This is a genomic window from Natronomonas gomsonensis (assembly GCF_013391635.1).
GTDB classification, from domain to species: Archaea; Halobacteriota; Halobacteria; order Halobacteriales; family Haloarculaceae; genus Natronomonas; species Natronomonas gomsonensis_A.
This window is the reverse complement of record NZ_JACAWU010000001.1, coordinates 457,324-472,497: the sequence shown is the minus strand read 5'-3', so window position 1 is coordinate 472,497 and position 15,174 is coordinate 457,324. Positions and strand designations below refer to the sequence as shown.

9 protein-coding genes, 2 tRNA genes and 3 rRNA genes are annotated in these 15,174 nt (G+C 61.2%); 11 read left to right on the top strand and 3 right to left on the bottom strand.

Annotated elements, in window-relative coordinates:
• Nucleotides 1–8 precede the first annotated feature (8 nt).
• From HWX69_RS02625 to HWX69_RS02610, 4 genes are all read left to right on the top strand, one after another.
• The gene (locus HWX69_RS02625) at nt 9–1,058 is read left to right on the top strand and encodes a hypothetical protein (protein ID WP_178915523.1); all 1,050 of its coding nucleotides are present in this window, start codon (nt 9–11) and stop codon (nt 1,056–1,058) included.
• Nucleotides 1,059–1,292: 234 nt separating this feature from the next.
• A complete protein-coding gene (pheS, locus tag HWX69_RS02620; RefSeq protein WP_178915522.1) occupies nt 1,293–2,813 on the top strand; it encodes a phenylalanine--tRNA ligase subunit alpha in 1,521 nt (506 codons plus the stop codon).
• Complete coding sequence (locus HWX69_RS02615; RefSeq protein ID WP_178915520.1) at nt 2,813–4,627, top strand: phenylalanine--tRNA ligase beta subunit-related protein; 1,815 nt, start codon at nt 2,813–2,815, stop codon at nt 4,625–4,627. The genes pheS and HWX69_RS02615 overlap by 1 nt, the downstream gene beginning before the upstream one ends.
• 44 nt (nt 4,628–4,671) lie before the next feature.
• Nucleotides 4,672–5,424, top strand: a complete 753-nt coding sequence (locus HWX69_RS02610) for an SDR family NAD(P)-dependent oxidoreductase (protein WP_178915518.1) — start codon at nt 4,672–4,674, stop codon at nt 5,422–5,424.
• 6 nt (nt 5,425–5,430) lie between these two features.
• On the opposite strand, the gene HWX69_RS02605 is transcribed toward HWX69_RS02610, so the two are convergent.
• Together HWX69_RS02605 and HWX69_RS02600 are read right to left on the bottom strand one after the other, a co-directional pair.
• The gene (locus HWX69_RS02605; protein ID WP_178915517.1) at nt 5,431–6,483 is read right to left on the bottom strand and encodes a quinone-dependent dihydroorotate dehydrogenase; all 1,053 of its coding nucleotides are present in this window, start codon (nt 6,481–6,483) and stop codon (nt 5,431–5,433) included.
• Nucleotides 6,484–6,539: 56 nt separating this feature from the next.
• Nucleotides 6,540–6,737 (bottom strand): hypothetical protein, encoded by a 198-nt coding sequence (locus HWX69_RS02600; protein ID WP_178915515.1) that lies wholly within the window; start codon nt 6,735–6,737, stop codon nt 6,540–6,542.
• A gap of 236 nt (nt 6,738–6,973) precedes the next feature.
• Between HWX69_RS02600 and HWX69_RS02595 the strand changes: the two genes are divergently transcribed.
• The 7 genes from HWX69_RS02595 to HWX69_RS02565 all read left to right on the top strand — a co-directional run bounded on the left by HWX69_RS02595 (nt 6,974) and on the right by HWX69_RS02565 (nt 14,717).
• A complete protein-coding gene (locus HWX69_RS02595) occupies nt 6,974–7,288 on the top strand; it encodes a non-histone chromosomal MC1 family protein (RefSeq protein WP_156707899.1) in 315 nt (104 codons plus the stop codon).
• 931 nt (nt 7,289–8,219) lie between these two features.
• A 16S ribosomal RNA gene (locus tag HWX69_RS02590) occupies nt 8,220–9,685 on the top strand.
• 103 nt (nt 9,686–9,788) lie between these two features.
• A tRNA-Ala gene (locus tag HWX69_RS02585) sits at nt 9,789–9,860 on the top strand.
• A gap of 205 nt (nt 9,861–10,065) precedes the next feature.
• A 23S ribosomal RNA gene (locus HWX69_RS02580) occupies nt 10,066–12,985 on the top strand.
• Between the two features lie 111 nt (nt 12,986–13,096).
• Nucleotides 13,097–13,218, top strand: a 5S ribosomal RNA gene (gene rrf / locus HWX69_RS02575).
• The 16S, 23S and 5S rRNA genes sit together here with 1 tRNA gene alongside, the layout of an rRNA operon.
• 147 nt (nt 13,219–13,365) lie before the next feature.
• The gene (locus tag HWX69_RS02570; RefSeq protein WP_178915514.1) at nt 13,366–14,559 is read left to right on the top strand and encodes an acyl-CoA dehydrogenase family protein; all 1,194 of its coding nucleotides are present in this window, start codon (nt 13,366–13,368) and stop codon (nt 14,557–14,559) included.
• Nucleotides 14,560–14,641: 82 nt separating this feature from the next.
• Nucleotides 14,642–14,717: transfer RNA gene (locus HWX69_RS02565), tRNA-Cys, on the top strand.
• A 157-nt stretch (nt 14,718–14,874) separates the two neighbouring features.
• Here HWX69_RS02565 and HWX69_RS02560 read toward each other — a convergent pair.
• Complete coding sequence (locus tag HWX69_RS02560) at nt 14,875–15,051, bottom strand: hypothetical protein (RefSeq protein ID WP_178915512.1); 177 nt, start codon at nt 15,049–15,051, stop codon at nt 14,875–14,877.
• Nucleotides 15,052–15,174: the final 123 nt, after the last annotated feature.

The following is a 15,174-nucleotide window of genomic DNA, read 5'->3' as shown; positions in this document are numbered from 1 at the left end:
CGGAGTCCATGTCGAGTGACCTTCTCAAGCGACTCGAACAGCCGGAGTACACCGGAGAGAACCGGTGTACGCCCTGTACGCTTCTCAATCTCCTCATCGCGGCGGGTGTTGCGGCGCTCGTCGGCCGCCGGAACCGTGCGCTGGGACTGTTGACGTTCGTAGCGAGTGTGGCACTCGTCTCACTCCGGGGATATCTCGTTCCCGGGACGCCCGAGCTGACGAAGCGCTATCTCCCGCAGTCGGTGCTTGCGGCCTTCGACAAGGCCGACCCGCCGGGCGAGGACCTGCCCGTCGAACTCGCCGAGCAGGCGGCCGCTCGTGTCGACGAAACTGCCGACTCGGAGGAAGACGACGACTCCGTGACGAGTGAATCCTCCACGACGGAATCGGTCGATGTGGTCGACGAAAGCGACGACGACAGCGACGAATCGGAAGACGCGGAACCGGAAGTCCTCCCGGAACGGGAGGCCGTCGAGGAACTGATGGGCCAACCGATGGAGGAGGTGCTCTCGGCGTTCGGGGTCGTCCGACCGACCGAAGACGGCGAGGACCTCGAACTCGTCGACCCCTTCCGCGAGGAGTGGGAGGGAGCCATCGAGACGCTTTCCGAGGACCACGAACGTGTCGAGACGCTCGCGGACCTGTTTCGGGAGGACGAGGCCGCAGTCGAAATCGAGACTCGAGACGACGGTCGCTACTACGGCCTCGTCGACGGGAAGGCACAGTACAACTGGATTACGGAGGCGGCGCTGATTTCGGACCTCGCGGCCCACCGGGCGGTCGCCGGCGAGGACCGACGCTGGAGCGTCCTCCTCCCGGAGGAACGGCTCTCGGTTCTCAAGGGGTTCCGCGTCTTCCTCGAGACGTGTCCGGAGTGTGGCGGCCCCATCGCTCCCACCGACGAGAGCGTCGAGTCCTGCTGTCAGAGTTGGGAGGTCATCGCCGTCGAGTGTGCCGACTGCGGCGCTCGGGTGCTGGAGTTGCCCGCTCCCGACGGCCGCAACCCCAACGAGGGCGGTGCCGGCGCGGCGGGCGTCCCCGGCGGGTTCACGAGATAGTCGAACGCGACGGTTCGACGGCAACGCTTTTATCGACGCCTGCCAAGGCGTCGCGTATGGCGCCCGAACCCACTGCTGCCATCGGTGTCGCGTCGGAGAAACCCACAGGCAACGGGTTCGGTTTCTTTTTCGCTCGGTAGACGGCGTGGACTTGGAGGCAACGCTGTCGCGCCTCCGGCGAAACGCCGTCGTCGAGTCGGAACCGCTAACAGAGAGCCACGCACACACCCGTCAATGAGATTGCCAGAAACGCAGGTCGCGCTGTTGGAAACCGCCAGCGCGACCGAGACGAAAACGGTTGCACAGCTCGCCGAGGAACTCGGCGAAGACCCCACGGCCGTCACGCGGGCCGCCTTCGAACTCGAAGACGCCGGCCTGCTCGCGGTCGACGAACACGTCGCCGAGGACGTCCACCTCACCGACGAAGGTGAGACCTACCGCGAGGACGGCCTGCCGGAACTCCGCCTGTACGAGGCCGCTATCGACGCCGGTGCCGACGACGACCCCGTCCCGATGGGTGAACTCATCGGGGCGGCCGGCCTCGAAGGCCCCGAAGTCGACATCGCGCTGTCGAACTTCGCCCGGAAGGGACTGGGCCGAATCGACAGCGGTGAAGTAATCGCCGATACCACGGAAGGACCGGACGTCGACCCCGACGCCGACCCCGAGACGGAGGCGCTGGAGGCTATCGCCTCGGGCAACGCCGGCTACACCGACCCCGGCATCCTCGACCGACTGGAGACACGCGGCCTCATCGAGCGCACGGAGACGACCGTCCGGAGCGTCACGCTGACCGACGAGGGCGTCACCGCGATGATGGAGGGCGTCGAGGTCGCCGAGACGGTCGGCGCCGTCACGCCCGAACTGCTCACTTCCGGGGAGTGGGAGGAGGTGGAGTTCACCGAGTACAACGTCGAAGCCGACGCCGAAACGGTCCACGGCGGGAAGGAACACATCCTGCGTCAGACCGCAAACCGCGTGAAGGACGTACTGGTCGGGATGGGCTTTCAGGAGATGGAGGGCCCCCACGCCGACGCGGAGTTCTGGATCAACGACTGTCTGTTCATGCCCCAGGACCACCCCGCCCGCACCCACTGGGACCAGTTCGGCCTCGACGTGCCGCCGATGGAGGACCTCCCCGAAGACCTGCTGGAGCGCGTCGAGTCGGCCCACCGCGACGGCGTCGGCCCCGACGGTGACGGCTATCACTCGCCGTGGACGACCGACGTGGCCCGACAGGTCGACCTCCGGGGACACACCACCTCGCTGTCGATGCGGTACCTCTCTGGCGAACAGGTCGGCGACCTCGAACCGCCACAGCGGTACTTCAGCGTCGAGAAGGTGTACCGAAACGACACCCTCGACCCGACGCACCTACTCGAGTTCTTCCAAATCGAGGGGTGGGTCATGGCCGAGGACCTCTCGGTGCGGGACTTGATGGGGACGTTCACGGAGTTCTACGAGCAGTTCGGCATCACCGACATCGAGTTCAAGCCGCACTACAACCCCTACACGGAGCCCTCGTTCGAGCTGTTCGGCAAACACCCCGAGACCGGCGAACTCATCGAAATCGGCAACTCGGGCATCTTCCGGGAGGAGGTGCTGTCGCCGCTCGGCGTCGAGTGTGACGTGATGGCGTGGGGACTCGCTTTAGAGCGACTGCTCATGTTGATGTACGGCTTCGAGGACATCCGGGACGTCCACGGGACGTTGTGTGACCTCGAGCTGTTGCGGAACGTGGAGGTGGTTCACTGATGCCCGTCGTCGACGTCGACCCCGAGGAACTGCGGCAACTGACGGGCCACGACGAGAAGAGCGACGAGGAACTGAAAGACGACCTCTTCGCGCTCGGCCTCGAGTACGAGGGCGAGACCGAGGACGGCGAGTTCCAACTGGAGTTCGCGCCGGACCGACTCGACCGCCTCTCGGTGGAGGGTGTCGCCCGGTCGCTGCGGTATCAGTACGGCGACGACCGCGGTGTGTACGTCCCGAAGACCAACGACGCCGAGTGGACCATCGAAGTCGAGGAGTCCGTCCCCGAGGAACGGCCCTACGTCACCGGTGCGGTCGTCCGTGGCGTCGACCTCGAGGGAGGCGAACTCGATTCGCTCATCCAACTGCAGGAGAAACTGCACGCGACGATGGGCCGGAAGCGCGCGAAAGGCGCCATCGGCGTCCACGACCTCGCCATGCTGAAAGGGCATTCCGGGGACGGCGCCGGCGAGAAATCCATCTCCTACCGTGGCGTCGAACCGGACGGCGACACGTTCGTCCCGCTGGACGACGACGAGGAGCGGACGCCCGCGGAGGTACTCGTCGAACACGACACCGGCGAGCAGTACGCGCCGCTCGTGGAGGGATTGGAGCGGTATCCGGCCATCTACGACGACATCGGACTGTTCTCGTTCCCGCCGGTCATCAACGGCAAGCGGACGGAAGTCGAGGAGGGGTCTCGTGACCTCTTCATCGAGATGACCGGCACCGACCAGTGGACCATCGACAAGATGTGTGCCATCGTCTGCTACGCCCTGGACGCCCGCGGCGGACGAATCGAGGAGGTGACAGTCGAGTACCCCGACCGCGAACTCACTCGTCCCGACCTCTCGACGACTTCGAAGACCGTCTCCCACGAGCGCATCGAGACGACGCTCGGCATCGACATCGCCGGCGAGGACGTCGTCGACCTACTCGAACGGGCGGGGTTGGACGCCGACACGTCGGATGAGGAAGGTTCCGACGACGATACGGTCGAACTGGAGGACGTACCGACACAACGTCTGGAATCGAGGTCCGAACCGGACGTCACGGAGCCGGCGACCGCCGACACGTCGGGTGAACTAGTGTACGAGGTCGAGATACCGCCGTACCGCGTCGACGTGCTCCATCCGATGGACATCGTCGACGACGTGGGCCGAGCGTACGGGTTCAACGGCCTCGAACCGAAGTACCCCGACGTGTCGACGGTCGGTGGCCGCCACGAAACCTCCAGACTCGAGGACGCCGCACGGGACGCGCTGGTCGGGTTGGGCTTCGAGGACCTGCTGAACTTCCACATGACCAACGAGTCGGAGTTGTTCGAGCGAATGTCGCTGTCGCCCGACGACGAGGCTCTCGGCGCTCGGGTCCCGGCGACCATCACCGAACCATACAGCGAGGACTACACTGTTGTCCGGACGTGGGCGCTGCCGTCGCTCCTGATGGTCCTGGAGAACAACACTCACCGGGCCTATCCGCAGGACCTCTCCGAAATCGGCCTCGTCGCCAGCGTCGATTTGGAGGAACCGACGAACGTCGCCGAAGGCCGCTCCGTCGCGGGCGTCGTCGCTCGCACCGACGCCTCCTACGAGGACGCCAAGGCGCGGCTGCAGGCCATCGCGCGGGCGTTCGACGCCGAGTTGGAGACGCCGCCGACGGAGCACCCCTCCTTCATCTCCGGACGCACCGCCGAAGTCGTCCTCGACGGGGAGTCGGTCGGCGTCATCGGCGAGGCTCACCCGGCGGTACTGGTCGAACACGACCTCGAAGTGCCGGTCGCCGGCTTCGAGTTCGACCTCGAGGGCTTGCGCTGAGCGGAAGGGAAACGCCTGTTTTCTCCGACCGTCTATACGGCGTCATGACCGAACGTGCTGCACTCGTCACCGGTGCAGGCGGTGGGATTGGTCGCGGTATCGCGCTGGAACTCGCCGGCGACTACGCCGTCGCAGTCAACGACATCGACGAGGAGTCGGCCCTCGAGACGGCCGCGGAAATCCGAGACGACGGCGGCAAAGCGGTCGCCGTTCCCGGCGACGTGGCCGACAGCGAGGCAGTCGAGGCCATCGTCGCCGAGACGGCTTCGGAACTCGGCCCCATCGAGGTGCTGGTGAACAACGCCGGTATCGAGACGGTGTACCCGTTCGTTGAGTTGCCAGAAGCCGACTGGGACCGCGTTCTCGACGTGAACCTGAAGGGGCAGTTCCTCCTGAGTCAGGCCGTCGTCGAGCGAATGATAGCCGACGGCATCGAGGGAGCGGTCGTCAACGTCTCCAGTTACCACGATACTGTCCCCCGGACGCAGAAAATCCACTACGACGTTTCGAAGGCGGGCGTGAAGATGCTCACGAAGGATATGGCCCTGGAGTTGGCCGAGTACGGCATCAACGTCAACTGCGTCGCACCGGGCGTCATCGAGTCGCCGATGAACGCCGAGATACTGGCCTCCGAAGAACGAACCGAGGCGATGCACGAACGCGTCCCATGGGGGCGGATGGGAACGCCCGAGGACGTGGCGAACGTCGTGACGTTTCTGGTCTCCGATGCCGCGTCGTATCTCACCGGTGTCCGGATTCCGGTCGACGGCGGATTGCGGCTGGACCCCTGTTACTGACGCAGTTCAGAGGTCGACACCGACGGCGTCTTCGACGGAGTCGAAGCCGTCCCGTTCGAGCAACTCGAGGAGTCCGCTGTTGATGTCTCGGGCAATGGCGGGCCCCTCGTAGACGAGACCGGTGTACAGCTGGACGACGCTGGCGCCGTTGCGTATCTTCTCGTATGCGCCCTCCGCATCGGAGACGCCGCCGACGCCGACGACGGGCTTGTCGGTGCGCTCTGCGACGAACCGGACCATGCTGGTCGCTTTTTCCTCGATTGGCTTTCCGGAGAGGCCGCCTTCCTCGGCAGCGGCCTCTCCCCGGAGCGAGGCGGGGCGGTCAGTGGAGGTGTTGGTCGCGATGACACCGTCCAAATTGAGGTCGTCGACGACGGCCAGGGCGTCCTCCGTGGCGGCGTCGGTGAGATTCGGCGAGAGTTTCACCAACAGCGGCGAGGCGCCGGCATCCTGGAGCGTCCCGAGGATGGACTCCAGGCGGTCCCGCTGTTGGAGTTCGCGGAGTCCCGGCGTGTTCGGCGAGGAGACGTTGACGACGAAGTAGTCGCCGCCCTCGCGGACGCGCTCGAAGGTGTAGCGGTAGTCGGCTTCGGCCTCGTCGTTCGGGGCCGATTTCGACTTGCCGATGTTGACGCCGACGGGTACCTTGCAGTCGGTGTCGGCGAGGCGTTCGCCGATGATGTCGGCGCCGTCGTTGTTGAATCCCATGCGGTTGATGAGCGCCCGGTCCTCCGGCAGGCGGAACATCCGAGGACGGGGGTTGCCGGCCTGCGGTTCGGCGGTGACGCCGCCCACCTCGACGTGACCGAAGCCGAGGGCCGCCAGCGTCCGAGGGATTTCGGCGTTCTTGTCGAAGCCGGCGGCGACCCCGACCGGGTTGTTGAAGCGCTGGCCGAAGACCTCGGTGGAGAGTCGGGAGTCGACGACGGTGTAATGGTCGGCGAGGAGTTGCTCGGCAGCCGTCCCCTCGATGGCATCCAGGAGGGTGTGGACGCTTCGGTGGGCTGTTTCGGCGTCTAACTGAAACAGAATCGGTTTCGCCAGGTCGTAGAGACGCATTACCGAGAGAGGCCACCGAAATCGCTTAAATACGGCGGTCTTGGGGTATCCCGACCTCAGAAATCGTGTTCGAGTTCGTCCGGGTCCGCCTTCTGGATGATTATCTTCCCGTCTCGGACACGGACGAACACTTCGTCCCCGATCTCCATACCGGCGACGGCGAGTTCGTCCTCGTGGAGGTTGACGTGTACGTTGTGGTACTCGCCGTCCTCGTCTTTGGCGCCACTCGGGCTGAGCTTCTTCTTTCGCACCATCGGGCTATATTGTGCCCGTCACCGCACGAGATACATAAGTGTACCGTGCGCGCGGTGTCGCCCTCTGCCGCGCGCGAGTTCTGAAGGACGGAAATCGGCACCGATTTGACGGGTTTCGCCCCCTGTTTTCGCCCGACACCGCGGCCCTGTTTATAAATGTAGTGGCCGAAATTACCTCGTTCGGGGGATATATTTATATCAACGTGTGTGCAGACCTCACACGGAGGAGAGAAACCATGGCACGTGACGACGATGGCAAGCGAAACTTCGCGCTTCGAGACCAGACAGGTAACGAGACGAGTGTGTTCTCCGGTCGGACGCCTCGTCAGGCGGCGCTGAAAGCGGCACGCCGACTCGACCCCGCGGACAGCGAGCAACACGCCGAACACAAAGAGCTCCGACTCCGTGAGAAGGGGACGAAGAAGGTCCACATCTACGACGGGTGGGCGTGGGAAGAGGAGTCCCCGAGTGACAGTCCGGACTGGATGCCCGAGGAGATAACTGAAGCAAACGTCTCCAAACAGGGCATCGAACACCTCGAAGAAATCTAAGCCCCTACGTTTTTCCGAACGGCTATGAGTCATCCGCCGTTAGCGGCAGGTGCGCGGCAACTCACCCGTGCCCGACCACGCGTGTGCGCGTAGGGAATGAGGGCTACGACTTCCGACCGCGCGACATTTCATATCCGAATACGGACACGTTTTTCGATTCGAATCGCCGACTGCGCGCGCTGGAGTTCGGAACTCGCGAGCTCGAGGCGTGATTGGTTGGCTCCGTATGGCGTGAGTCCGCTTGCCAAGGCCTGAGAGCCATGAAAACGCGTGACGTGGCGGATACACTTCGACGGGCTTAAGGTGAACACTCCCATCCGAACGAATGCGAACAACACGGGGCGTGATGCCCCGGCCGGGACGGCCCTCCGGGTCGTCTCGTCTCGACATCTCGACTGTGGAGGAAGTCGGATTGGAACACACCACTCGGTCGGACGCGTCGTTCGCGCCGAGCGGGATTCCGACGCCCTTAAGTGTAATAGGGTGTTGGTGTTGAAGTACGACGGGCGACGTGGAATCGCATTCCGGCGTCGTCCCGAATCCGGTGCCCTTAAGTGTAACAGGACACTCGGATTGAAGTACGAGGGTCGCACCGAGATTGGCTCGGTGTGGTCCCCAATCCGACGCCCTTATCAGTACGAGGGTGTTCGGGAATAACACGACGTGGTTGAGTTCGGTTCGAACCCGAACTCACTCACGGGCCAACGTGTTCCGGTGGGTTTATGACCCATCGCGGAATACGATTAGGTCCGAAGGAAATGAGGATTTCACCCCTGCGGTCCGCCGTATAGATGAAATCTGATGTTAGCCTTGGCAGTTCGGTGACACTCGGTCGGTCCGATGTCGCCGAACGTCGATAGCATAGGAAACACACCATCTTGGTGTGTTCCCGCCAACCCTCCCCGAGCCGGGAATCAGGCACGGGGAATACATTCCGGTTGATCCTGCCGGAGGCCATTGCTATCGGTGTCCGATTTAGCCATGCGAGTTGTACGTATAACGTAGCAAACTGCTCAGTAACACGTGGCCAAACTGCCCTATGGACTAGGATAACCTCGGGAAACTGAGGCTAATCCTAGATAGTACATCCAGCCTGGAACTGGCGGATGTATCAAATGCTCCGGCGCCATAGGATGTGGCTGCGGCCGATTAGGTAGACGGTGGGGTAACGGCCCACCGTGCCGATAATCGGTACGGGTCATGAGAGTGAGAGCCCGGAGACGGACTCTGAGACACGAGTCCGGGCCCTACGGGGCGCAGCAGGCGCGAAACCTTTACACTGCACGCCAGTGCGATAGGGGGACACCGAGTGCGAGGGCATAGAGCCCTCGCTTTTCTGTACCGTAAGGTGGTACAGGAACAAGGGCTGGGCAAGACCGGTGCCAGCCGCCGCGGTAACACCGGCAGCCCAAGTGATGGCCGATATTATTGGGCCTAAAGCGTCCGTAGCTGGCCGAGCAAGTTCGTCGGGAAATCCACTCGCTTAACGAGTGGGCGTCCGGCGAAAACTGTTCGGCTTGGGACCGGAAGACCTGAAGGGTACGTCTGGGGTAGGAGTGAAATCCCGTAATCTTGGACGGACCACCGATGGCGAAAGCACTTCAGGAGGACGGATCCGACAGTGAGGGACGAAAGCTAGGGTCTCGAACCGGATTAGATACCCGGGTAGTCCTAGCCGTAAACGATGCTCGCTAGGTGTGGCACAGGCTACGAGCCTGTGCTGTGCCGTAGGGAAGCCGTGAAGCGAGCCGCCTGGGAAGTACGTCTGCAAGGATGAAACTTAAAGGAATTGGCGGGGGAGCACTACAACCGGAGGAGCCTGCGGTTTAATTGGACTCAACGCCGGACATCTCACCAGCTCCGACAGCAGTGATGACGATCAGGTTGATGATCTTATTCGAGCTGCTGAGAGGAGGTGCATGGCCGCCGTCAGCTCGTACCGTGAGGCGTCCTGTTAAGTCAGGCAACGAGCGAGACCCGCACCTCTAGTTGCCAGCAGCATCTCGCGATGGCTGGGTACACTAGGGGGACTGCCGTCGCCAAGACGGAGGAAGGAACGGGCAACGGTAGGTCAGTATGCCCCGAATGAGCTGGGCTACACGCGGGCTACAATGGCCAAGACAGTGGGACGCGACACCGAGAGGTGGAGCTAATCTCCTAAACTTGGTCGTAGTTCGGATTGTGGGCTGAAACTCGCCCACATGAAGCTGGATTCGGTAGTAATCGCGTGTCACAAGCGCGCGGTGAATACGTCCCTGCTCCTTGCACACACCGCCCGTCAAAGCACCCGAGTGGGGTCCGGATGAGGCCGAGTTCCTCGGTCGAATCTGGGCTCCGCAAGGGGGCTTAAGTCGTAACAAGGTAGCCGTAGGGGAATCTGCGGCTGGATCACCTCCTACTGATCGGGATCGGGGCGTTGTCCCCGACCCACCTTTGGCGTCTATCGACGCTCGTCGACGGTGACCGACCGAGCACCTTTGAACTGCCAAGGCTAATGGTAGGGCCCATAGCTCAGTGGTAGAGTGCCTCCTTTGCAAGGAGGATGCCCTGGGTTCGAATCCCAGTGGGTCCATCTCACGTACCCGACTTCGAACCGTGTCCCTTAAGTGGGAAACGGTGATTCGTCTGGGTACGAAGAACCGATGCACCACTCCGTGCAAACGCGAGTGGGAAGGGTGGACGCTCCCTGTTGTCAGCAGGGTGTGTATGAGACCGTGTGTACGTGCGATCCAGACGCTCACTGGACCCGTTTCATCGGGTTTATGAGCGATCTATCATTACCGTGGCTACTGTGCCACCTGGTGAATAGCTCGGCTCAGGCGCCGAGGAAGGACGTGTCAAGCTGCGATAAGCCGTAGGGAGCCGCACGAAGGCTAAGAACTACGGATCTCCTAATAGGAATCCTCTAAGCAATTGCTTTGCGCAATGGGGAACGTCCCGGATTGAAACATCTTAGTAGGGACAGGAAGAGAAAACGAATGTGATGTCGTTAGTAACCGCGAGTGAAGGCGACACAGTCCAAACCGAAGCCCTCACGGGCAATGTGGTGTTCGGACTGACTTTCATCGACAGAAGGTTCTCGAGAAGTCTCCTGGAACGGAGCGTGATACAGGGTGATAACCCCGTATCGAGAACTAGTACGTCGTGCGTCAGCTCCAGAGTAGCGGGGATTGGAAATTCCTCGTGAATTCGGCAGACATCGTCTGTCAAGACTAAATACGTCCTGAGACCGATAGCGAACAAGTAGTGTGAACGAACGCTGAAAAGCACCCCGAGAAGGGAGGTGCAATAGGGCTTGAAATCAGGTGGCGATAGAGCGACGAGGCACAAAAGGTCCGCTGAAGAACGACCGAGGCGCGAGCCTCCAGTAGGACTCATCGGAAGCCGGTGTCCCGTCGTGCGTTTTGAAAAACGAACCAGGGAGTGTACTTGTTTGGCGAGTCTAACCCGTTCATCGGGGAAGGCGTAGGGAAACCGACATGGCCGCAGCGCTTTGCGCTAGGGCCGCCGTGTTCAAGCGCGGGGAGTCAAACGGGTACGACCCGAAACCGGGTGATCTAAGCGTGGACAGGACGAAGCGTGGCGAAAGCTACGTGGAGGTCCGTTAGAGTTGGTGTCCTACAATACCCTCTCGTGATCTACGTTTAGGGGTGAAAGGCCCATCGAACCCGGAAACAGCTGGTTCCGACCGAAACATGTCGAAGCATGACCTCTGCTGAGGTAGTTCGTGGGGTAGAGAGACTGATTGGAGGAGTGGACTTCGAGAGAAGTTCACCCTCCTGTCAAACTCCGAACTCACGAACGCCGTCGACGCAGGGAGTCCGCTGTGCGGGGTAAGCCTGTGCAGCGTGAGGGAGACAACCCAGAGCTTGGTTAAGGTCCCAAAGTGTAGACTAAGTGCGATTGAAGGTGGTCCCGAGCCCTAGACAGCCGGGAGGTGAGCTTAGAAGCAGCTACCCTCTAAGAATAGCGTAACAGCTTACCGGCCGAGGTTCGGGGCGCCCAAAATGATCGGGGCTCAAGTCTACCACCGAGACCTAGCGGCACACTTCACCGTGTGCTTCCGTAGGTCGGCACTCCGGTTGGGTGGAAGCTCGGGCGAGAGTTCGAGTGGACCAACCGGTGACGAAAATCCTGGTTACAGTAGCAGCGATAGTCGGGTGTGAATCCCGACGGCCTAATGAGCAAGGGTTCCTCGGCAATGTTTGTCAGCCGAGGGTTAGCCGGTCCTAAGACTCACCGCAATTCGAATGAGTCGAAATGGGAAGCTGGTTAATATTCCAGCGCCGTTATACAATGAACGCTGACGCCCTGGGGTCGACCAAGCTGGGCTTTCGCCCAGTCGAACTGTCCAAATCCGTGGACGCCGTAATGGCACGAAGCGGACGAACGGCAGGATAGCGCAAGTTGGTTCAACCTGGGGCCCGTGAAAAGGCAAGTATAACGTCCGTACCGAGATCCGACACAGGTGCTCATGCCGGCGAAAGGCAAGGCCTGTCGGGAACAACCGACGTTAGGGAATTCGGCAATCTGGCCCCGTAAGTTCGCGATAAGGGGTGCCTGCCTCGGAAAGAGGCAGGTCTCAGTGACTTGGACGCTCCGACTGTCTAGTAACAACATAGGTGACCGCAAATCCGCAAGGACTCGTACGGTCACTGAATCCTGCCCAGTGCGGGTATCTGAACACCCAGTACAATGGGACGAAGGACCCGTCAACGGCGGGGGTAACTATGACCCTCTTAAGGTAGCGTAGTACCTTGCCGCTTCAGTAGCGGCTTGCATGAATGGATTAACGAGAGCGTCGCTGTCCCAACGTTGGGCCCGGTGAACTATACGTTCCAGTGCGGAGTCTGGAGACACCCAGGGGGAAGCGAAGACCCTATGGAGCTTTACTGCAAGCTGTCGCTGGGACATGGTCGCTGATGTGCAGGATAGGTAGGAGACGTTACACAGGTACGTGCGCTAGCACGCCACCGAGTCAACACTGAAATACTACCCGTCAGTGACTGTGACCCTCACTCCGGGAGGAGGACACCGATAGCTGGGCAGTTTGACTGGGGCGGTACGCGCTCGAAAAGATATCGAGCGCGCCCTAAGTCCATCTCAGTCGGGACGGAGACCCGACGGTGAGTGCAAGAGCAAAAGATGGATTGACAGTGATCTTCCCAACGAGGATCGCTGACGCGAAAGCGTGGTCTAGCGAACCGATGAGCCTGCCCGATGCGGGCCATTGATGACAGAAAAGCTACCCTAGGGATAACAGAGTCGTCACTCGCAAGAGCACATATCGACCGAGTGGCTTGCTACCTCGATGTCGGTTCCCTCCATCCTGCCCGTGCAGAAGCGGGCAAGGGTGAGGTTGTTCGCCTATTAAAGGAGGTCGTGAGCTGGGTTTAGACCGTCGTGAGACAGGTCGGCTGCTATCTACTGGGTGTGTCTGATGCTTGACAGGAACGACCGTATAGTACGAGAGGAACTACGGTTGGGTGCCACTGGTTTACCGGTTGTCCGAGAGGGCACTGCCGGGCAGCTACGCACCACGGGGTAAGAGCTGAACGCATCTAAGCTCGAAACCCACCTGGAAAAGAAGCATCGCCGAGGTCTCTCGTAGAAGACGAGTTCGATAGACTTGGGGTGTAAGCACCGAGGCAACGAGGTGTTCAGCCCGCAAGCACTAACTGACCGAAGCCACCAATCATTGCTCCGCCCGATGAAGCGGGTCCGGGCGTAAACTGGATCGCACGTACATACGGAATTCACCACCGACGCACGGTTGCGTTATCGTGGTTCGACTCCACGAGTCGGCGTTAAGGCGGCCATAGCGGCGGGGCGACTCCCGTACCCATCCCGAACACGGAAGATAAGCCCGCCAGCGTTCCAGCGAGTACTGGAGTACGAGAGTCTCTGGGAAATCTGGTTCGCCGCCTCCCATTCATTCAACCCTCGACCAGCAACGCGCTGGTCGGGGGTTTTTGTATTTATTCACCGAGAGTGGCGACACGAACAGCCCCCTCAAATAAACTCTCAAGAGGTGGTTAGTTGCATAGTTTAAGTAGTTCCGGTCCTGAGGCGTGTGTATGACGGTATCACAATCCTCACAACCGGGGTTCGAAGAGACCCAGGAGTTGGAGATGATTCGACAGACGGCCCGCGACATCGCGTCGGATTACGACGACGACTACTGGCTCGAAGTCTCCGAGGGGCGAGAACCGACGGAGTTCTGGAACGACTGTGCCGACGCCGGATTCCTCGGTACCACGATTCCCACCGAGTACGGCGGTGAAGGCATGGGCTTTTGGGAGCTATCGGCCATCGTCGAGGAGCTGTGTACCAACGGCTGTCTCGGTGCGGAGATGCTGTTCGTCGTCAACGTCTGTTTTGGTGGTATCACTCTCACCGAAAACGGCAGCGAAGAACAGAAGGAGGAGTGGCTGCCGGGCATCTGTGACGGCTCCGTGAACTTCGCGATGGCGCTGACCGAACCCGACGCCGGTCACAACGCGCCGAACATGACGACGTTCGCGGAGGAGGACGGCGACGAGTACGTCATCGACGGAACGAAGCAGTGGATATCCGGCGTCGACGTGGCCGACCAGATGCTGCTCGTCGCCCGAACGTCGCCGAAGGACGACTCCGCGAAGATGCAGGGTATCACTCTATTCCTCGTCGACCCCGACGACCCGGCTATCGAAGCTCGGGAACTCGACGTGGGCATCCCGACGCCCGAAAAGCAGTTCGAGCTGTCCTTCGACGGCTACCGCGCCAACGAGGAGGACATCATCGGGACGAAGGGGATGGGGCTGTACCAGCTGTTCGATACGGTCAACCCCGAGCGGCTCCTCGGTGCCTCAGGTGCCATCGGCGTCGGCAAGTGCGCCATCGAACGGTCCGTGGAGTACGCGAACGAGCGTGAGGTGTTCGACCAGCCCATCGGCGCCCATCAGGGCATCCAACACCCTATCGCCGATTCGTGGGCGAAACTGCAGTCGGCGGGCCTCCTCGTCCGGAAGGCCGCCTGGATGGTCGACAACGAATCCGACCCGAAGAAGACCGCCGAGGTCTCGAACATGGCGAAGCTCCGCGCGACCGAAGTCGGTCACGATGCCACCGACGTGGCGGTCCAGACCCACGGTGGCAACGGCTTTTCCCGTGACTACACCGTCATCGAGATGTGGAAGGGCTCCCGCCTCGGGAAGGTCGCTCCGGGGTCGACCGAGATGATGCGGAACCACGTCGCCGAGCACACGCTGGGACTGCCCCGCAGTTACTAAGCCCCTCTCGCTTTCGGAGCCTTCGCCGCCGAATACGACGTACCGCTACGCTTAAACCGACCACTCCGTTACTGACAACTGCGCCAAGGTGGCAGAGTCTGGCCTTACGCGGTTGCCTGCAGAGCAGCTCTACGCCGGTTCAAATCCGGCCCTTGGCTCTCACACGATACCCTAAAGCCCAAGACGACTATGTCTTGGGTTTATCCACTTTTCCGCAGCTACATCTATAGATTCTGATAGAATCAACCGGTACTTGATCGGGTTCTGGTGGATAGTTCTTGTTTCTCCCTCTCGGTTCTTCATCGGATCGCACCATTACGAGTAGAGGTTCTCTTCCATCTCTTCGAAGACCCCCTGCCACCGATTGGGCATATCATCGGTGTCGTAGACTCCCTCGTTCGCCAGCTTCAGGAGCTGGACGGCTTCGTCGGCGTCGAGGTTCTGAAGATTCAACTCCTGCACTACCCGTTTTCGCGCTCGTTCAGTACTCATGGGTCGGTCGCGTCGGACCGCCCCATAGAAATGAAACCAGAACATGAGACTGCCTTCGGATGGGACAGCTGGCCGCTGATCTGGATTGGGCTGGTCGAGAATCCGTGGGAGTAACGGTACTGC